This is a genomic window from Streptomyces sp. SCUT-3, from assembly GCF_014083985.1.
GTDB classification, from domain to species: domain Bacteria; phylum Actinomycetota; class Actinomycetes; order Streptomycetales; family Streptomycetaceae; genus Streptomyces_H; species Streptomyces_H thermolineatus.
The window spans coordinates 1,446,570-1,465,745 of the sequence record NZ_CP046907.1 but is presented as its reverse complement, the minus strand read 5'-3'; the positions used below and the strand labels follow the sequence as shown (position 1 = coordinate 1,465,745).

15 protein-coding genes are annotated in these 19,176 nt (G+C 73.5%); 11 read left to right on the top strand and 4 right to left on the bottom strand.

Annotated elements, in window-relative coordinates; genetic code table 11:
• Positions 1–22: 22 nt before the first annotated feature.
• Entirely contained in the window at positions 23–2,074 is a 2,052-nt protein-coding gene (locus GQS52_RS06370; protein WP_182312215.1) for an ATP-dependent DNA helicase, read from the top strand.
• 129 nt (positions 2,075–2,203) lie between these two features.
• Here the strand turns inward: GQS52_RS06370 and lexA are convergent, their stop codons facing one another.
• Positions 2,204–3,013 carry a transcriptional repressor LexA gene (gene lexA, locus GQS52_RS06365; RefSeq protein ID WP_182316250.1) on the bottom strand — a complete coding sequence of 270 codons (810 nt, stop codon included), beginning with the start codon at positions 3,011–3,013 and terminating at the stop codon, positions 2,204–2,206.
• Between the two features lie 488 nt (positions 3,014–3,501).
• Between lexA and nrdR the strand changes: the two genes are divergently transcribed.
• Positions 3,502–4,011, top strand: a complete 510-nt coding sequence (gene nrdR, locus GQS52_RS06360; protein ID WP_182312213.1) for a transcriptional regulator NrdR — start codon at positions 3,502–3,504, stop codon at positions 4,009–4,011.
• Between the two features lie 122 nt (positions 4,012–4,133).
• A complete protein-coding gene (locus GQS52_RS06355) occupies positions 4,134–7,019 on the top strand; it encodes a vitamin B12-dependent ribonucleotide reductase (protein WP_182312211.1) in 2,886 nt (961 codons plus the stop codon).
• A gap of 228 nt (positions 7,020–7,247) precedes the next feature.
• Here the strand turns inward: GQS52_RS06355 and GQS52_RS06350 are convergent, their stop codons facing one another.
• Complete coding sequence (locus GQS52_RS06350) at positions 7,248–8,333, bottom strand: hypothetical protein (protein ID WP_182312209.1); 1,086 nt, start codon at positions 8,331–8,333, stop codon at positions 7,248–7,250.
• 214 nt (positions 8,334–8,547) lie between these two features.
• Between GQS52_RS06350 and GQS52_RS06345 the strand changes: the two genes are divergently transcribed.
• The 8 genes from GQS52_RS06345 to GQS52_RS28375 all read left to right on the top strand — a co-directional run bounded on the left by GQS52_RS06345 (position 8,548) and on the right by GQS52_RS28375 (position 15,743).
• Positions 8,548–9,087 (top strand): winged helix-turn-helix domain-containing protein, encoded by a 540-nt coding sequence (locus tag GQS52_RS06345; protein WP_182312207.1) that lies wholly within the window; start codon positions 8,548–8,550, stop codon positions 9,085–9,087.
• 250 nt (positions 9,088–9,337) lie between these two features.
• A complete protein-coding gene (locus tag GQS52_RS28380; protein ID WP_346268227.1) occupies positions 9,338–9,571 on the top strand; it encodes a transposase in 234 nt (77 codons plus the stop codon).
• A gap of 167 nt (positions 9,572–9,738) precedes the next feature.
• Complete coding sequence (locus GQS52_RS06335; protein WP_182312205.1) at positions 9,739–10,563, top strand: arylamine N-acetyltransferase; 825 nt, start codon at positions 9,739–9,741, stop codon at positions 10,561–10,563.
• Between the two features lie 41 nt (positions 10,564–10,604).
• Positions 10,605–11,210, top strand: coding sequence for a YdbC family protein (locus GQS52_RS06330; protein WP_182312203.1), 606 nt, complete (start codon positions 10,605–10,607; stop codon positions 11,208–11,210).
• Between the two features lie 115 nt (positions 11,211–11,325).
• On the top strand, positions 11,326–12,234 hold the full coding sequence (locus GQS52_RS06325; protein WP_182312201.1) for an ADP-ribosylglycohydrolase family protein: 909 nt from the start codon (positions 11,326–11,328) through the stop codon (positions 12,232–12,234).
• Positions 12,235–12,458: 224 nt separating this feature from the next.
• On the top strand, positions 12,459–14,240 hold the full coding sequence (locus GQS52_RS06320; RefSeq protein ID WP_182312199.1) for a DUF4173 domain-containing protein: 1,782 nt from the start codon (positions 12,459–12,461) through the stop codon (positions 14,238–14,240).
• Positions 14,241–14,349: 109 nt separating this feature from the next.
• Positions 14,350–15,048 carry a ribonuclease HII gene (locus GQS52_RS06315; protein ID WP_182312197.1) on the top strand — a complete coding sequence of 233 codons (699 nt, stop codon included), beginning with the start codon at positions 14,350–14,352 and terminating at the stop codon, positions 15,046–15,048.
• Positions 15,049–15,365: 317 nt separating this feature from the next.
• Positions 15,366–15,743, top strand: coding sequence for a hypothetical protein (locus tag GQS52_RS28375; protein WP_346268226.1), 378 nt, complete (start codon positions 15,366–15,368; stop codon positions 15,741–15,743).
• A 270-nt stretch (positions 15,744–16,013) separates the two neighbouring features.
• On the opposite strand, the gene GQS52_RS06305 is transcribed toward GQS52_RS28375, so the two are convergent.
• Positions 16,014–16,604 (bottom strand): hypothetical protein, encoded by a 591-nt coding sequence (locus tag GQS52_RS06305; protein WP_182312193.1) that lies wholly within the window; start codon positions 16,602–16,604, stop codon positions 16,014–16,016.
• Positions 16,605–16,841: 237 nt separating this feature from the next.
• On the bottom strand, positions 16,842–19,013 hold the full coding sequence (locus GQS52_RS06300) for a DEAD/DEAH box helicase (protein ID WP_182312191.1): 2,172 nt from the start codon (positions 19,011–19,013) through the stop codon (positions 16,842–16,844).
• Positions 19,014–19,176: the final 163 nt, after the last annotated feature.

Genomic DNA, 19,176 nt, shown 5'->3' with positions numbered 1-19,176 from the left:
CAGGGCATACAGTGGTCCGGTTATGACGACTGCGCCCACCGAAGAACCGGCACCGCAGCGGCCCGCCCCGCGCACCTCCGGCTCCGCCCCCGCCCTCACCGACCTCCTCCACGCCGCCGTCACCGCCGTCGGCGGCACGGAGCGCCCCGGCCAGGTCGCGATGGCGCAGGCCGTCGCCGACGCCGTCGACGCGGGGGACCACCTGCTGGTCCAGGCGGGCACCGGCACCGGCAAGTCCCTGGCCTACCTGGTGCCGGCCCTGGCCCACGGCGAGCGGGTGGTGGTGGCCACCGCCACCCTCGCCCTCCAGCGCCAGCTGGTGGAGCGCGACCTGCCGCGCACCGTCGACGCCCTGCACCCGCTGCTGCGGCGCCGCCCGGAGTTCGCCATGCTCAAGGGCCGCTCCAACTACCTGTGCCTGCACCGCCTCCACGAGGGCGTGCCCGGGGACGAGGAGGACGGCCTGTTCGACCCGCTGGAGAGCGCGGGCGGGCCCACCAGCAAGCTCGGCAAGGACCTGCTGCGGCTGCGCGACTGGGCCGACGAGACGGAGACCGGCGACCGCGACGACCTGGCCCCCGGCGTCTCCGACCGCGCCTGGTCGCAGGTGTCGGTCACCTCCCGGGAGTGCCTGGGCGCCACCAAGTGCGCCTACGGCGCCGAGTGCTTCGCCGAGGCCGCCCGCGAGCGCGCCAAGCTCGCCGACGTGGTCGTCACCAACCACGCCCTCCTCGCCATCGACGCCATCGAGGGCGCGCCGGTGCTGCCGAGCCACGAGGTGCTGATCGTCGACGAGGCGCACGAGCTGGTCTCCCGGGTCACCGGGGTGGCCACCGGCGAACTCACCCCCGGCGGCGTCAACCGCGCGGTCAAGCGCGCGGCGAAGCTGGCGAACGAGAAGGCCGCGGACGCCCTGCTGAGCGCCTCCGAGGACTTCGAGCGCCTGATGGAACTCGCCCTGCCCGGGCGGCTGGAGGAGCTCCCGGAGGACCTGGGCTTCGCCCTCGCCGCGCTGCGCGACGCCTGCCGCCAGGTGATCGTTTCCCTGGGGGAGGTGCGCGACCGCTCGGTGACCGACGAGGACGCGGTGCGCAAGCAGGCCATGGCCTTCGTGGAGAACGTCCACGCCACGGCCGAGCGGATCCTGCAGTGCTCCGAGTACGACGTCGTCTGGTGCGAGCGCCACGACCGCTACGGCGCCTCGCTGCGGGTCGCGCCGCTGAACGTCTCCGGGCTGCTGCGGGAGAAGCTGTTCGAGGACCGCTCGGTGGTCCTCACCTCCGCCACGCTCAAGCTCGGCGGCGACTTCCGGCAGGTCGCCCTGTCCGTCGGGCTCGGCCCGGAGGAGGGCGGCGGGGAGGACGACCTGCCCGCCTGGACCGGCCTGGACGTCGGCTCGCCCTTCGACTACGGCCGGCAGGGCATCCTCTACGTCGCCAGGCACCTTGCCCAGCCGGGGCGGGACGGCAGCCGGTCCGACATGCTCGACGAGCTGGCCGAGCTGATCGAGGCCGCCGGGGGGCGGACCCTGGGCCTGTTCTCCTCGATGAGGGCCGCGAAGGCCGCGGCCGAGGAGATGCGGGGGCGCCTGGACGTCCCGGTCCTGCTCCAGGGCGAGGAGACCCTCGGCGAGCTGATCCGCACCTTCGCCTCCGACGCCCGCACCTGCCTGTTCGGCACCCTGTCGCTGTGGCAGGGGGTGGACGTCCCCGGGTCGGCGTGCCAGCTGGTGGTGATGGACCGCGTCCCCTTCCCGCGCCCCGACGACCCGCTGATGAGCGCCCGGCAGAAGGCGGTGGAGGAGGCCGGCGGGAACGGCTTCATGGCGGTGGCGGCCACGCACGCCGCGCTGCTGATGGCGCAGGGCGCCGGCCGCCTGGTGCGGGCCTCGGACGACCGGGGGGTGGTGGCGGTCCTGGACCCGAGGCTGGCCACCGCGCGCTACGGCGGCTTCCTGCGCGCCTCCCTGCCCGGATTCTGGTACACCCAGGACCGCGAGCAGGTGCGCAGGTCCCTGGCCGCGATCGACGCCTCGGCTCCCGAGCCCAGGCCGGTGGCCCCGCGCCCGTCCTGAACCCGCGCGCCCGTCCTGAACCGGCGCGGCCGTCCTGAACCGGCGCGGCCGGGGCCGAGGGACTCCGGGCACGGGCAGGGCCCTGGAACCGGCGCAGTGGTTCCAGGGCCCGGTCGGGGCGGGGGCCGGTCAGACCCGCCGCAGTACGGCGACCACCTTGCCGAGGATGGTGGCGTCGTCGCCGGGGATCGGCTGGTAGGCGGCGTTGTGGGGGAGCAGCCACACGTGGCCGTCCTCGCGCCGGAACCGCTTCACGGTGGCCTCGCCGTCGATCATGGCCGCCACGATGTCGCCGTTCTCGGCGACGGGCTGGCGCCGCACGGTCACCCAGTCGCCGTCGCAGATGGCGGCTTCGACCATGGAGTCGCCGACGACCTTCAGGAGGAACAGGTCGCCGTCGCCGACGAGCTGCCGGGGGAGGGGGAAGACGTCCTCGACCGACTCCTCGGCGAGGATCGGGCCGCCCGCGGCGATCCGCCCCACCAGCGGCACGTAGGAGGCGGACGGCTTGCCCGCGGTGTCGGCCGGCTGGGTGTGGGGCGCGTCCGAGCCGCGGACCTCGTAGGCGCGGGGCCGGTGCGGGTCGCGGCGCAGGAAGCCCTTGCGCTCCAGGGCCATCAGCTGGTGGGCCACCGAGGAGGTGCTGGACAGCCCGACCGCCTGGCCGATCTCCCGCATCGACGGGGGGTACCCGCGCCTCTGCACGGAGTCGCGGATCACCTCGATGACCCGCCGCTGGCGGTCGGTCAGCCCGTTGCTGTCCGCGCGGATCCCGGGAGGCCTTCCGGGGAGCGCCCGTGCGGGCCTGGGCTGCCCGTCGTCCGCGGAGGCCGTGTCCGCCAGGGAGGCGGGGCGGTCGGGGAAACGCTCCTGACGCCGTTCGCGGCCGTGTTCGTGAATGCGGCCACGAGGGTCGTGGGATCGGTCCTGCGCGGTCATGGTGGCGCTCTCTGCTGTGGTCACGGCGGCCCCTCTCGAGATGTTCTCCCTGGTTAGCCAACGGTAGTTGCTTTCGAAAGGTTGCGCCAAACACACGTTCGAGTGAAATTTCCTGAAGTGCATGGCGCAGATGTCATTCCCGGTGTATTGATCGAAAAAAGATTCGATGAATTGCGGGATTCGCGGCCCCGGGGGCGGGCAGGCGCAGTTCGCCCAGTGTGGCACCGCGGCCCCCCGTGCGAGGTGCACGCGGCTGCTTCCCTTAGGCTCGTGGGGCCGCGCCGCCCCTGGGACACGCCACCGGCGCACCGGCCCCCACTCCCCTAGATATTGTGGTCACATGGGGCTGATGGCCCATAGGTTGTGGTTCGAGGGCGAGAGCACTCCACCGGATCCCCTATGCTTGTGGCTGCTCCGCAGGCGCCCCCACGGCCGCCGCGAGCGGCGACAACCGCGCTGACGACGACGGACGGAGAGGGAAGAGGACGATGCACTGCCCCTTCTGCCGGCACCCCGACAGCCGCGTGGTCGACAGCCGCACCACCGACGACGGGACGTCGATCCGCCGTCGCCGCCAGTGCCCCGACTGCGGCCGCCGCTTCACCACCGTGGAGACCGCGTCACTGATGGTGATCAAGCGCAGCGGGGTCACCGAGCCCTTCAGCCGCACCAAGGTCATCGCCGGCGTGCGCAAGGCGTGCCAGGGCCGCCCCGTCACCGAGGACGCCCTCGCCAAGCTGGGGCAGCAGGTGGAGGAGGCGGTGCGCGCCACCGGCAGCGCCGAGCTGACCACCCACGACGTCGGCCTGGCCATACTCGGCCCCCTGCAGGAACTCGACCTCGTCGCCTACCTGCGGTTCGCCTCCGTCTACCGGGCGTTCGACTCGCTCGAGGACTTCGAGGCCGCCATCCGGGAGCTGCGCGAGCAGCACGCCGGACCCGAATCCCACGGAGACCAGGGGCCCGCGGCCCCGGCTCCCGTCGTCACCGCCGACTGAGCGGTACACCGCGGACCGCCGGCCGGCGCGCCCTCGCGCCGCCGTGGCCGGCATCAAGGAACAACGCGACGCGGGGGAAGAACCGCGCCGCAGCAGGGCGTTTTCCACATGGAGGCGGAAACATGACCGAGACGACGAGCGGCCCGGCACGCGGATCACGCGGCAAGGGGTCCAAGGCGGGCAAGGGGCTGCGCATCGAGCGCATCCACACCACCCCCGGGGTGCACCCCTACGACGAGGTGGTCTGGGAACGCCGCGACGTCGTCATGACCAACTGGCGCGACGGCTCGGTCAACTTCGAGCAGCGCGGCGTCGAGTTCCCCGACTTCTGGTCGGTCAACGCGGTCAACATCGTCACCAGCAAGTACTTCCGGGGCGCCGTCGGCTCCCCGCAGCGCGAGAGCAGCCTGCGCCAGCTCATCGACCGAGTGGTCAAGACCTACCGCAAGGGCGGCGAGGACCACGGCTACTTCGCCTCCCCGGCCGACGCCGAGATCTTCGAGCACGAGCTCGCCTGGGCCCTGCTGCACCAGGTCTTCAGCTTCAACTCGCCCGTGTGGTTCAACGTCGGCACCGCCCAGCCGCAGCAGGTCAGCGCCTGCTTCATCCTGTCCGTGGACGACTCCATGGACTCGATCCTGGACTGGTACAAGGAAGAGGGCCTGATCTTCAAGGGCGGCTCCGGCGCCGGCCTCAACCTCTCCCGCATCCGCTCCTCCAAGGAACTCCTCTCCTCCGGCGGCAACGCCTCCGGCCCCGTCTCCTTCATGCGCGGCGCCGACGCCTCCGCGGGGACGATCAAGTCGGGCGGCGCCACCCGCCGCGCGGCCAAGATGGTCGTGCTCGACGTCGACCACCCCGACGTCGAGGCCTTCATCGAGACCAAGGTGAAGGAGGAGGAGAAGATCCGCGCCCTGCGCGACGCGGGCTTCGACATGGACCTGGGCGGCGACGACATCACCTCCGTCCAGTACCAGAACGCCAACAACTCGGTCCGCGTCAACGACGAGTTCATGAAGGCCGTCGAGACCGGCGGCGAGTTCGGCCTGCGCGCCCGCCTCACCGGCGAGGTCATCGAGACGGTCGACGCCAAGCGCCTGTTCCGCAAGATGGCCGAGGCCGCCTGGGCCTGCGCCGACCCGGGCATCCAGTACGACGACACCATCAACCACTGGCACACCTCGCCGGAGACGGGCCGCATCACCGCCTCCAACCCGTGCAGCGAGTACATGCACCTGGACAACTCGTCCTGCAACCTCGCCTCGCTCAACCTCATGAAGTTCCTGAGCGACGACGACCAGGGCAACCAGTCGTTCGACGCCGAGCGCTTCGCGAAGGTCGTCGAGCTGGTCATCACCGCGATGGACATCTCCATCTGCTTCGCCGACTTCCCCACCGAGAAGATCGGCGAGACCACCCGCGCCTTCCGCCAGCTGGGCATCGGCTACGCCAACCTCGGCGCCCTGCTGATGGCCACCGGCCACGCCTACGACAGCGACGGCGGCCGCGCCCTGGCCGGCGCCATCACCTCGCTGATGACCGGCACCTCCTACCGCCGCTCCGCCGAACTGGCCGCGGTCGTCGGCCCGTACGACGGCTACGCCCGCAACGCCGAGGCCCACAACCGGGTCATGAAGCAGCACGCGGACGCCAACGCCGCCGCCCGGCGCATGGACGACCTGGACACCCCCGTCTGGGACGCGGCCACCCGCGCCTGGCAGGGCGTGCTCGAGCTCGGCGGGAAGAACGGCTTCCGCAACGCCCAGGCCTCGGTGCTCGCCCCCACCGGCACCATCGGCCTGATGATGGACTGCGACACCACCGGCGTGGAGCCGGACCTGGCGCTGGTGAAGTTCAAGAAGCTCGTCGGCGGCGGCTCCATGCAGATCGTCAACAACACCGTGCCGAAGGCGCTCAAGCGCCTGGGCTACCAGCCCGAGCAGGTCGAGGCGATCGTCGCCCACATCGCCGAGCACGGCAACGTCGTCGACGCCCCGGCCCTGAAGCCGGAGCACTACGAGGTCTTCGACTGCGCCATGGGCGAGCGCGCCATCTCGCCGATGGGCCACGTGCGGATGATGGCCGCGGCCCAGCCGTTCCTGTCCGGCGCGATCTCCAAGACCGTCAACATGCCGGAGTCGGCCACCGTCGAGGAGATCGAGGAGATCTACTTCGAGGGCTGGAAGCTCGGCCTGAAGGCCCTCGCCATCTACCGCGACAACTGCAAGGTCGGCCAGCCGCTCTCCGCGAAGAAGAAGGAGACGGCGGCGAAGGAGGAGACCGCGGCCGCCCCGGCGGAGAAGGTCGTCGAGTACCGCCCGGTCCGCAAGCGCCTGCCGAAGGGCCGCCCGGGGATCACCACCTCCTTCACCGTCGGCGGCGCCGAGGGCTACATGACCGCCAACTCCTACCCCGACGACGGCCTGGGCGAGGTCTTCCTGAAGATGTCCAAGCAGGGCTCCACCCTCGCGGGCATGATGGACGCCTTCTCCATCGCCGTCTCCGTGGGCCTGCAGTACGGCGTCCCGCTGGAGACCTACGTCTCGAAGTTCACCAACATGCGCTTCGAGCCGGCCGGCATGACCGACGACCCGGACGTGCGCATGGCGCAGTCGATCGTCGACTACATCTTCCGCCGCCTCGCGCTGGACTTCCTGCCGTTCGAGACCCGCTCGGCGCTCGGCATCCACTCCGCCGATGAGCGCCGCCGCCACCTGGAGACCGGCTCCTACGAGCCGGCCGAGGACGAGGAGGTGGACGTCGAGGGCCTCGCCCAGTCCGCCCCGCGCCAGGCCGAGGCCCCGAAGCAGGCCGCCGCGGAAGCCCCGCAGAAGGAGGCGGCACAGGCGCCGGCCTCCCGCGAGGCGCACACCTCGGTCGAACTGGCCGAGATCCAGTTGGGCCTGAACGCCGACGCACCGCTGTGCTTCTCCTGCGGCACCAAGATGCGCCGCGCGGGCAGCTGCTACCTGTGCGAGGGCTGCGGCTCCACCAGCGGCTGCAGCTGAATGTGACCATCCATGCCGTGTCCTCTTGTCGTCCGTTGGAGTGAGCACCAGGCGAAACGCCGACTGAGGGCAATATGACCAACCAGTGTGTCCTCTCGGAGCACCCGCTCCGAGAGGACACACTGCTCTGGAGACGGCAGGGCATGTGCGGTGCAGGTACGGCTGCCGAGGCTGTCAGGAAGGGCGAGACTTCCGTCTTGACCCTTCACGGGCGCCCGCCCGGCACCGTCATGCCCGGGCAGGCACCCGGCTGTCGATCGTCACCACGACGGGATCGCCTTCTTCGTAGTGGGCCCGGCTGAGGACCCGGGCGGTCGCGTAGTAGACCTGGGAGGCCATGGCCCAGTCGGCATAGGCGACCAGCTCCTCGGTGTCCTCGCCGTCCGGCCTGTGCATGGAGACGTTCGCCACGCGGTAGAGGGCCAGGAGCACGGCGACCAGCGACCGGCCGGAGAGGACCGCGGCCACAAGGCCGTTCTCCCGCTCCTCGAGGGACGGGGTCCGAAAGTGCGGGTGGCTGCCCACCTGTGCCGCCACGAATTCCCAGGTGTCCCGGTGGCAGACCAGCGTGGCCGACGCGACCCTCCCCGCCCTCATGACCGCCCAGATCCTGCCCTCCCAGGTGAGCGGAGACGGCTCCTCCACCGAATCGCTGGGGCCTTGCTCGCTGGCCTCCAGCGCCGCGCGGGGAACGTCGGAGGCTCCTTCTTCGCGGCCGTCGGATCCCGGCGCGGACTGCTCAGCTCCAGATGCGGACTGACCGGCTTCCTCCTCACCGGCTGTGGGGGCATTGAGGTCCGTAGGGACTCCCGGCTCGTCATCTTCGGGCGAGGCGTCCGCAGAGAGCCTCGAGTCAGCAGGTTCCGCCTGCGGCGCCGACTCCTGGCCCGGTGCCTGCCTCTGCTCGGGCAGGACGGCAGAATCCGGCTCGCTCCCAGTGCTGGTTCCGGCCTGGCCCGGGTACGGGTCTTCCGCCGAACCGACGGTCGCCGGTACCCGTGTCACTGCCTGCAGAGCCTCCAGGATCTTGCCGATGTCCTCACGCAAGCCTTCGAGCCCGTGGTGCAGCCGGTCCACGTCCCGGCGCAGGTCGGCCACCGCAGCAACGGCTTCGCCGGCCCGCTTGCCCGCGTTGTAGGCGCTGGTCCGCGTCTCGTGCTGCGACGATTTCAAGTCGGCGAGGGCGGTCTCGCGCAGCCCTGCGAACTCGGCGGTGAACGCGGCCCGAAGGTCCCGCTCCAGATCATTGACCCTGGCTCCCAGGCCGTCGATCGATCTCTTCATCTCGTTCTTCGTGTCGATCACGATCGACACGATGTCGCCCCTGCGCAGCAAGGAAGCCCTCCACCTGAACTGTGTAGTCGGTTAATTGCACTGCGTAGTGTGGCCGGGTGGTAGGCGTACGTATGCGACTTCCTGAACTTGGCTTGATTCATCCCGGCACGGGCCGATCGGCATCGGTCTGCTGAGTTTGTCGGCGCGATGTTGTGGGTCTGACAGGTGGCGGCCGTCGCGGTATGCCTGAGTTGTGAGGTATCCGCAAGGTGGCGGGCTGACCGCCGAGCGGCGGGCGTTTCGCGAACGCCTCCGTATGGAGGCGGCCGGGATGTTCGCCGCAGGACAGGACAACGCGGTGGTCGCCAGGCAGCTGCGGGTCAGTGTGCGTTCGGTGCAGCGGTGGCGCCGTTCCTGGCAGGACGGCGGCCCGCAGGCCCTGCACTCGAAGGGACCGGCCTCCCGGCCCCGGCTGAGCGAGGCCCTGTTCGCGGTGCTGGAGCAGGAGCTGGGCAAGGGGCCGGTGGCGCACGGCCGGCCGGACCAGACTTGGACCCTGGCGCGGATCGAGATGCTGATCGGACGCCGGTTCCACACCAGTCTCACCCCCTTCAAGATCGCGCAAATGCTGCACCGGCACGGATGGAGCCACCAGGTGCCGGCCCGGCACGCACTCGAGCGCGACGAGCAGGCCGTCTCCGGCTGGGTGAAGGAGGTCCGGCCGCAGGCAAAAACGCCGCGGCGGCGTGCGGGGCCTGGCTCGTCTTCGAGGACGAGGCCGGATTCTCGATGACGCCGCCCGCTCACCGAACGTGGGCCCGGCGTGGACACACGCCGACGGTCCAGGTGCGCGGCCGCTCCCAGTGGCGCTTCTCCATCGCCGCCCCGGCCTGCTACCGGCACGGGACGCGGTCCCGCCTGATCTACCGGCCCAGACGGCACCTCGACCACGAACGCGGCGGCCGGCGCAGCTTCACCTGGGCCGACTGCCGAGACCTGCTGACCGCAGCCCCCCCACCAGTTGGGCGGCCCTCTCGTGCTCCTTGTGGGACAACCTGAACGTGCACCGGGACGCCCGGCTGCGGGACTTCATCGACACCCACGACTGGATCACCGCCTTCTTCCTGCCGCCCTACGCGCCCGACCTCAACCCCGTCGAGGGCGTCTGGTCCGTGCTCGGGCGCTCCAGCCAGGCCAGCACCGCCTTCACCGACCCCGACCACCTGTGCGGGCCCTGCGCCACGGCCTCCGCGCGATCCAGTACCTCAGCGACCTGATCGACGGATGCCTCGCCGCCACCGGGCTCCACCTCAAAACAGGCCGACCACCCTGACGACATCACACCGACAAACTCAGTGAACGCCAAGCTGAGGCGGGTACTCCCCGATCGGTCTGTGGCAGGCTGACGGACGAGGACCGCCGGGCGACGTCGAAGGGGCAGGCCATGGGCCACCAACTGTGGGGCGGGGAACGGACAGACCTGGACGCCTACCTCCAACGCGTCGGTTTCACCGGCGCGTTGGAGCCGACCGCACGGACACTGCGGGAACTGCACCGGGCGCACGTGACGGCCGTCCCGTTCGAGAACCTGGAGATCGTGCTGGGCCGGCCGGTGCCGCTGGACCTGGAGAGCCTGCAGGCGAAGCTGGTCCGGCAGCGGCGCGGCGGCTACTGCTTCGAGCACACGCTGCTGTTCGCGGCGGTGCTGGAGCGGCTCGGCTTCGCGGTGACGGGGCTGGGCGCCCGCGTGCGGATGGGCAGCGGCGAGAAGAGGCGGGCGGCCACCCACGCCCTGCTGAGGGTGGACGTCGAGGGGCGGCCGTGGCTGGCCGACGTCGGGTTCGGCGGGGAGGGCCTCCTCGAGCCCGTCCCCCTGGAGGAGGGCGCCGAGGTCCGCCAGGGCGGGTGGACGTTCACGGTGGCCGCCGAGGCCGAAGGGGTGCGGGTGCTGCGCTCGCTGCACCCCGACGGCTGGTTCGACCTGCACGCGTTCACCGAGGACGCGCGGTACCCGGAGGACTACGAGGTGATGAACCACTACATCTCCACCCACCCCCGCTCCCCGTTCACCACCCGGCCGATGGCGCAGCGCACCGAGGACGACGTGCGCCGCTCCCTGGTCGGCTCCGTGATGGTGACCTCCCGGCCGGACGGCTCGCACCGCCGGCGGGAGATCGCCGACGGCGAACTGCCCGACGTGCTCGAGGAGTTCTTCGGGATCGAGCTGGAGGCGGACGACCGGGCCGCACTGCGCCGGGTGCACGCCTGACGCGGCGGTGCGGCACATGCCGGTGGCCCTACCATGGGCCGGTGCTGGTGAAGTGGATTCGCTGCACGGTCCAGGACCGGGACGGGTTCGACCGTGGGCAGCGGCAGTGGGCGGGGCTTCGCGGGGAGCCGGGATTCCTGGGACAGGGCGGAGGCTGGAGCCGGGGGACCGCCGGCGTCGCGCACGTCTTCGCCTTTTGGGAGAGCCGGGAGGCGTACGAGGACTTCATGGCGCACTCGCACGACCGGTTCGCCGGGCCCGGGGCGGACACCCACCGCCCCCCGGACGTCCGGCTGTTCGAGCACCGGACGGACGTGAAGGTCGGCTTCCGGGCGCGTTTCGAGGACGCGGACGTGCTGCGGGTGGCGCACTCGCGGGTGCGCCGCGAACGGGTGGAGCACTTCGTGCTGATGCAGCAGAAGGTGTGGAACCCGGCGATGGCCGGGTCCCCGGGAATGCTGCGCGGCGTGTTCGCGGAGGGGGCGGGGAGCGAGTTCCTCGTGCTGTCGCTGTGGGACTCGGCCAACGAGCGGGCCAAGTACCGTCCGGCCGGGGTGGAGCGCCTGCGGGAACGCGCGGGAACGGAGGACGACGTGCTGTCGGTGGCGGGCGACATCGTGGCCGTGGAGCAGGCCTGGACGGTCTGAGCAGCCGGGAGGGACCGGTGGACACGGTGCTCCGGGGGCATCCGTGGTGATTCTGGGCACAAAGGAGACTGCGGGCGATTGACCCCGTCGGGGCGCGGTGCCAGAGTTCCTGGCGATGACCACCGACCGTTTCGACCGTGCCCTGGCCAGCCTGCGCGGGCTGGCCGTCGGGGACGCCCTGGGATCGCAGTTCTTCGTGCCCTCCAACCTTCCGGCCCTGCGCGGCCGGGAGCTGCCGCCCGGGGTGTGGCAGTGGACGGACGACACCGAGATGGCGTGCTCCGTGCTGGCCGTCCTCGCCGGGCACGGGCACATCGACCAGGACGCGCTGGCCGCCTCCTTCGCCGAACGCCACGACTTCGACCGCGGCTACGGGCCCGCGGTCAACCGCATGCTGCGGCTGGTCCGCGAGGGCGGTGACTGGCGGGCCCTGGCGGCCGGCCTCTTCGACGGCCAGGGCTCCTGGGGCAACGGGGCCGCGATGCGCGTCGCGCCGCTGGGCGCATGGTTCGCCGGCGAGCCCGAACGGGCGGCGCACGAGGCGGAGCGTTCGGCGCTCACCACCCACCGGCACCGCGAGGCCGTGGCGGGGGCGACGGCGGTGGCCGTCGCGGCCTGCCTGGTCGCGGACGCCTCCGGCCCGCCGCCCGGCCCCGAGGAACTGCTCACCGGGGTCCTGGAGTTGCTGCCGCGCAGCGCCGTGCACGCGGGGGTCGGCAGGGCGCGGGACATGCTCGACTACGGGGACGTGGCCACCGTCGCCGCGGTCCTGGGCAGCGGCCGTCGCACCAGCGCCCACGACACGGTGCCGTTCACCCTGTGGGCGGCCGCCCGGCACCTGGGCGACTACGAGCAGGCGCTGTGGGCCACCGCGCAGGCGGGCGGGGACGTGGACACCACCTGCGCCATCGTCGGCGGAATCGTCGCCTGCGGACCCGGGGTCCCGGTCCCCGCGACGTGGGCCGGGCGAACCGAGGAACTGCCGGCCTGGCTGCCGGCGGTGCCCGCGGAGAGGACCGGCTGAACCGGGCGGAGCCGGCCCGGGACGGGGACCGCCCCGGGTGCCCCGGGTGCCCTGCCCGGGGGCCTTTGTCACGGCCCTGTCACCGCTGGGGGGCAGGACTGCCACAGCGGGGGAACCGGCCGCCGGCGGGGCTACGGTGACTGCCGCGCCGCCGGGGAACGGTTCCCGGCCGCGCCGGCCGACGCCCAGGGGGGGACGCCTTGCCCGACACGCCGTCAGGAACCATGCCCGAGCCGGGCCCGGACCGGTCGCGGGAACACCACGGGGAGCACCCGCAGGAGCCCGCCCACGAGGACGCGGAGCCCCGCCCGGCCGGCCACGTCCCGCACCAGGACCGCGGCCAGGACCCCGGCCCGAGCCAGGACCCCGGCCCGAGCCAGGACCCCGGCCCGAGCCAGGACCCGGACCGGGGCCAGGACCCCGGCCCCGGTCCGGACTCGGGGCGGCAGCGTGGCCCGGGCGGGCCCCCTCCGCAGCAGTACCAGCAGTGGTCGGTGCAGCAGTGGCAGGCGCCGCCGTCCGAGCCGCCCGCCTGGGTGCGGGCGGTGCGGTCCGCGGACCCGGGACCGGTGCGCACCGCGGTGCTGTGGTCGGCACTGGCCACCGGCCTGCTGTCCGCCCTGCTGCTGGGCGACGGACTGGGCGTGGGCCTGCTGGTCGCGGCACTCCCGGCCGCGGTCGCGGCCGGGTTCGCGGCCGTCGCGGCCCGCCGCCGCCCGCGCCCCTGGACGCTGCTGTGGGCGGCCGTCGGCCTGGCGCTGCTCGTGGTGCCCGCACTGCGCGACGCGGGATGGCCGACCTTCCTCGCGGTGACCGCGGCCCTGGGGGCCGGGTCGCTGGCCCTGCACGGGGGGCGCACCTGGGCCGGCGTCCTCCTCGGGCCGGTCGGCCTGCTCGCCTCGGTCGTCCCGGGAGGGCGCTGGGCCTGGGCCGGACTGCGGGAGCGGGGCCGCTCCTCCAAGGACCGCTGGTGGCCCGCGGTGCGCGCGGTCCTGGTGGCGGCCGGGCTGCTGGGCGTCTTCGGCGCGCTGTTCGCCGGGGCGGACGCCGCCTTCGCGGACCTGCTGGGCTCCCTGGCCCCCGACACCGGGGCGGGGGACGTCCCGCTGCGCCTGTTCCTGCTGGCGCTCGGTGCGCTGGGCGCGCTGGCGGCCGCCCGGGCCGCCGCGGCCCCGCTGCGCTTCGACCGCGCGGCAGCGAAGCCGGGGAAGGCCCGCGGCCGACTGGAGTGGGCGCTTCCGCTGGTGCTCCTCGACGTCCTGTTCGCCGCCTTCAACGCGGTGCAGCTGGCGGTGCTGTTCGGCGGCTACGACAAGGTGCTGGCCTCGACCGGACTTACCTACGCGCAGTACGCGCGCCAGGGGTTCTGGCAGCTGCTGTGGGCCACCGTGCTGACCCTGGTGGTGATCGCCCTGGCCGCGCGCTGGGCCCCGCGCGGCGGCCGGGGGGACCGACTGCTGGTGCGCGGCACCCTGGGGCTTCTGTGCCTGCTGGCGCTGGTCGTCGTGGCCTCCGCGCTGCGCCGCATGGACCTGTACGTGGAGGCGTACGGGCTCACCCGGCTGAGGGTGTCGGTGATGGGCGCCGAACTGTGGCTGGGCCTGGTCCTGGTGCTGGTGACGGCCGCCGGGGTGTGGGGCGCCCGGTGGCTGCCGCGGGCCGTCGTGGCCAGTGCCGCGGCCGGTGTCCTGGCGTTCGGCCTGGCCTCCCCGGACGACCTGGTGGCACGGCAGAACATCGCCCGCCACGCCGGGGAGCCCGGCAGGCTCGACCTGGCCTACCTGCAGAACCTGTCCGCGGACGCCGTACCGGCCCTGGACTCGCTGCCCGAGCCCCAGCGTTCGTGCGCGCTGGAGGAGATCGCCCGGGAGCTGCCCGACGCACGGACCCCCTGGTACGCGATCAGCCTGGCCGAGCACACCGCCCTGGGGATCCTTCGGGAGCGCCCCCTGGAGGGCGGGGACCCGTGCTGGCGGGCCGGACTGCCGCGAGCCGTAATGAGGTAGGCCCCGCGCCCCCGGTCCCGCACCTCCGGGGCCCTGGGGCAGGGGCCGGGTTCCGGAGCGGGGACCGGTGCGGCCGGGCCCCGCTCCGGGGCGTAATCTTGGCCCTGTCATGCCCTTCGAACCTCCCACCCACAGCGTCGAGCGCTCCCTCCGGGCCACCTGCGGCGCCAAGGTCGTCGCCGGTGTCGACGAGGTGGGCCGCGGGGCGTGGGCCGGACCGGTCACCGTCTGCGCGGCCGTCACCGGCCTGCGCAGGCCGCCCGCCGGGCTCACGGACTCCAAGCTGCTCACCCCCCGCCGCCGCGTCGAGCTCGCGGCGGAACTGGAGGACTGGGTCGACGCGCACGCCCTCGGGCACGCGTCGCCGCAGGAGATCGACGAGATGGGCATGACCGCGGCCCTGCGGCTCGCCGCGGTCCGCGCGCTCGAGGCCCTACCGGTCCGCCCGGACGCCGTCGTCCTCGACGGCAAGCACGACTACCTCGGCGACCCCTGGCGGGTGCGTACGGTGGTCAAGGGCGACCGCAGTTGCGTGTGCGTCGCCGCCGCCTCAGTTCTGGCCAAGGTCCGGCGTGACGCAATGATGGCCGAACTGGGCCTGGAACACGTATCGTTCGCCTTCGGCGACAACGCCGGGTACCCCTCACCGGTACACCGTGCCGCGCTGGAGGAGCTGGGCCCCACACCGCACCACCGGCTCTCGTGGTCCTACCTCGACGGGCTGGAGCGGTGGCGCCACCTAAAGAAGGAGCGCACCCCCGTGCCCCCGCCCCTCGAGCAGGCCGGACAGCTGGGGTTCGAATTCTGACAGCCCCGCCGGTGCGCGGTCGAACCACGTTTGATAGACAACACCCCATGCCTCTCACCCCCGAGGAGCCCCAGATCCACGAGAGTGTCCCGGGCCCCCGCAGCTCTGCGGGGAGCACCCGTAACCCGCAGACGCCCCGTCCCGTCCCGGCTCCTGGCCCCCGACCCGCTCCGCCGCGCCCGGCGCCCCCCGGCGGCGGCCCCGCGGCGCGCACCAGGCCCGGCCCCGGCCGCCCCGGCGCGCCGCGCCCGCCGGCCCCCGCCGCCACGCCCCCTCCGCCCGTCCCGGGCGCCGGTGCCGGCGCCCGCGTCCAGCTGGTGCCGACCACCGACTCCACCGCGGTGGAAACCGCCGACGAGACGGTCGACCGGCTCCTGGACTCCGGCCGCGCGCCGGGCGACATCCTGGTGCTGACCACCGCCGAGCAGCACCCCTGGGCGCTGCACGAGCTGTCCTTCGGCGAGGACGCCTACTGGAAGCAGCTCGACGAGGGCGGTGACGTCTTCTACGCCCACGCCACCGCAGAGCGGGCCGCCCGGCGGGCCGTGGTGGTGCTGGCCGTCAACGGCGGCACCGACGAGCAGGCCGCCGCGGCGCTCCCGGCGGCCATGGCCCGAGCGGCCGAGGAGCTGCACGTGTGCGGCGATCCGCAGCGCCTGCGGGCCCTGGCGGGCGAGGTTCCCGCCCCGGCCTGAACCGGCCCGCCCCTGTCCGAACCTGCCTGAACCGGCCTGATCCTGTCGGAAGGAGCCGGCGGCCCGCCCTGCGCGGCCGCCGGCTCCTTCCCTGCCCGGGCGGTCTTCGTCCCGGGCGGCCTTCGTCCGGAGGGCCCGCACCGCCCGCGGCCGGTGCCGCAGCCGACGTGCGCTCCTGATCCGGTCCGAAAGGCCTGCGCACGGCCCTGTGTCCCTGTCGGCGTCCGGCCCTGCGGCCCCGGCGACGCCCCGGCAGGAGCCCGGCCCGGGTCAGCGGGCGACGGCCCGGCGGACCGCCTGTGGGGCTCCCTCGGCGGGGCCGATCTCCAGCGACCTGCCGGTCAGTTCCGCCCAGGTGTCGGAGTTGGGGTTCCGTCCGCTCCGACCCTCCCCGAGCACCTGCCAGCCCCCGGGAGTCAGCGTGATGTACGCCCCGCAGCGCAGTCCGTGCAGGGAGCAGGCGTCCCGCAGCCCCCACATCCACGCGCCGTCGGCCTCGGTCCAGGACGACTCGCCCTCGCGGCACACCAGCAGCACCGCCGTGCGCACCGGGTGCGGCCGCCGCAGGTCGTGCGGGACGACCCGGCGCAGGTGCGCCAGCAGCATGTTGCGGTGCTCCCAGCCGTCCGTGCCGCCGAAGCGCTCGGCGAACGAGGCACTGGCCACCAGCCGGCCCGTGGCGTCGTAGACGGCCACGACCGCGGTCGAGGGGGAGGGGAGGTGCCGGGCGTGCAGGTCCTTGACCACTTCGCGCGGATCGCGCAGCAGGGGGATGCCCGCGCTGTTCCACTCGGCGGGCTCGATGGCCCGCAGCTGGCCGGAGGCCGAGCCGGAGGAATCCGGAGCGAAGCCGAAAGACACGGTCCTCCCTTCGTGGGCGCATCCGTCGGGCCGGCACCGGCGCACGCCGGTGCCGGGACCCCGCGAGGGGGCCGGCTGCGGATACACGGCAATTCTTGCCGTCGCATCCCGCAGCGGCAATGCGCAATTGACTGCGGCCGACCGGTATGGGGCGGTCCGCCGCATAGATTCCCCCGGTTTCGCGCCGCCGTCCCGTTCTCCGGACGGTGGCCGGAGGTTCAACGGCCGTTCACCGCCTCATCCCTGGACGGCGAGCACCAGCGGCAGTACTCCGGCGGCCCCGGCCCGGCGCAGCAGCCGGGCGGCCACCGCCAGGGTCCACCCGGTGTCGGCGAAGTCGTCCACCAGCAGCACCGGCCCCCGGGCCTCCTCCAGGGCCGCGGCCAGGCCGGGGGGAACGGCGAACGCCTCGTGCAGCGCCCTCACCCGCTGCGCGCTGTTGCTGCGCGGCAGTCTCCTCCCCGCGGCCTCCTCCGTGAGTTCCACCTCGCCCAGCAGCGGCATCCGGCCCACCTCGGCGATCCGCCGGCCCAGCGAACCGACCAACTGCGGCCTGGACACGGACGCGACGGTGACCACGCCGGCCGGGCGCTGCACCGCGCCGGGCTCGCCGCTCGCCCAACCACCGGGCCCCTTGGCCCAGTCGGCCAGTACCCGCACCACCGCGTCGACCACGTCCGGCGCCACCGGCGCGTCCGCGGCGCCCTCGGCGAGCAGCGGCCGCAGCCGGTTGCCCCAGCCGATGTCGGACAGCCGGCCCAGCGCCCGCCCCGGGAGCGCCTGCTCGTCCGCGGGGATCCTGCCCTTCAACTCCACGCCGATCGCGGGCAGTCCGGTGGGCCACATCCGGCGAGGCTCGACCTCCGTCCCGGGCCGGCCCAGCGCGGACCGGGCCGCGTCCAGGGTCCGGGGGGAGACCTCGGTGGAGAACCGCGCGCCCGCGCAGTTGTCGCACCGGCCGCACGGCGCGGCCTGCTCGTCGTCCAACTGGCGCCGCAGGAACTCCATCCGGCACCCGGTGGTGCGCGCGTACTCGCGCATCGCCTGCTGCTCCGTCTCGCGCTGCCGGGCCACCCGGGCGTACCGTTCCGCGTCGTAGGACCACGGCTGCCCGGTGTACGTCCAGCCGCCCTTGACGCGGCGGACCGCCCCGTCGACGTCCAGCACCTTGAGCATCGTCTCCAGGCGGGAGCGGCGCAGGTCGACCCTGGCCTCCAGCGCGGCGGTGGACACCGGCCGGTCGGACGCGGCCAGCACGTCGAGGGTGCGCCGCACCTGCTCCTCCGCGGGGAAGGCGAGGGAGGCGAAGTACTGCCAGATCGCCTCGTCCTCCTTGCCGGGCAGCAGCAGCACGTCCGCCCGGTCGACGCCGCGCCCGGCCCGTCCGACCTGCTGGTAGTAGGCGATGGGGGAGGCGGGGGAGCCCAGGTGGACCACGAACCCGAGGTCGGGCTTGTCGAATCCCATGCCGAGCGCGGAGGTGGCCACCAGGGCCTTGACCCGGTTTGCCAGCAGGTCCGCCTCGGCGGCGCGCCGGTCGGCGTCCTCGGTGCGGCCGGAGTAGGAGGCCACGGTGTGCCCGCACTGCCGCAGGAAGGCGGTGACCTCCTCGGCCGCGGCCACGGTCAGGGTGTAGACGATGCCCGAGCCCGGCAGCTCGTCGAGGTGGTCGGCCAGCCAGGCCAGCCGCCGGGGCGCGTCGGGCAGGGCCAGGACTCCCAGGCCGAGGCTGTCCCGCTCCAGGGAGCCGCGCAGCACCAGGGCGGAGCCGTCCCCGTCCTGCCCGGTGCCGGTGCCCAGTTGCTCGGCGACGTCGGCGGTGACCCGTGCGTTCGCGGTGGCCGTGGTGGCCAGCACCGGTACCCCCGGCCGCAGTTCGGAGAGCATGGTGCGCAGGCGCCGGTAGTCGGGGCGGAAGTCGTGGCCCCAGTCGGAGATGCAGTGCGCCTCGTCGACCACCAGCAGCCCGGTGGAGGCGGCGAGCGCGGGCAGCACCTGGTCGCGGAAGTCGGGGTTGTTCAGCCGCTCCGGGCTGACCAGCAGGACGTCGACCCGGCCGGCAAGCACCTCGGCCTGCACCGCCTCCCACTCCTCGGTGTTGGCGGAGTTGATGGTCCGGGCCCGGATGCCGGCCCGCTCGGCGGCCTCGATCTGGTTGCGCATCAGGGCCAGCAGCGGTGAGACGATCACCGTCGGCCCGCTGCCGCGCTCGCGCAGCAGGGCGGTGGCCACGAAGTACACCGCCGATTTGCCCCAGCCCGTGCGCTGCACCACCAGGGCCCGCCGCCCCTGGTCCACCAGTGCCTCGATCGCCCGCCACTGGTCCTCGCGCAGCCGGGCGGTGCCGTCGGTGGAGCCGACCAGCCGGCACAGCACGGCGTCGGCGGCGGAGCGGAGTGCGTCGTTCATGCCCTCCATCCAACCGCCCCGCACCGACAACGGCCAAAGCCCTGTGGACCGACGTCAACCCCGCGCCCCGAAGTACCACTATCGGGGGAAGGGGTCGTGGGCGGTCGCCGCCGCGTCCACAGATCCGTGCCGCGGGCCCCCACGGGCCGCCCCGCAACGGCAC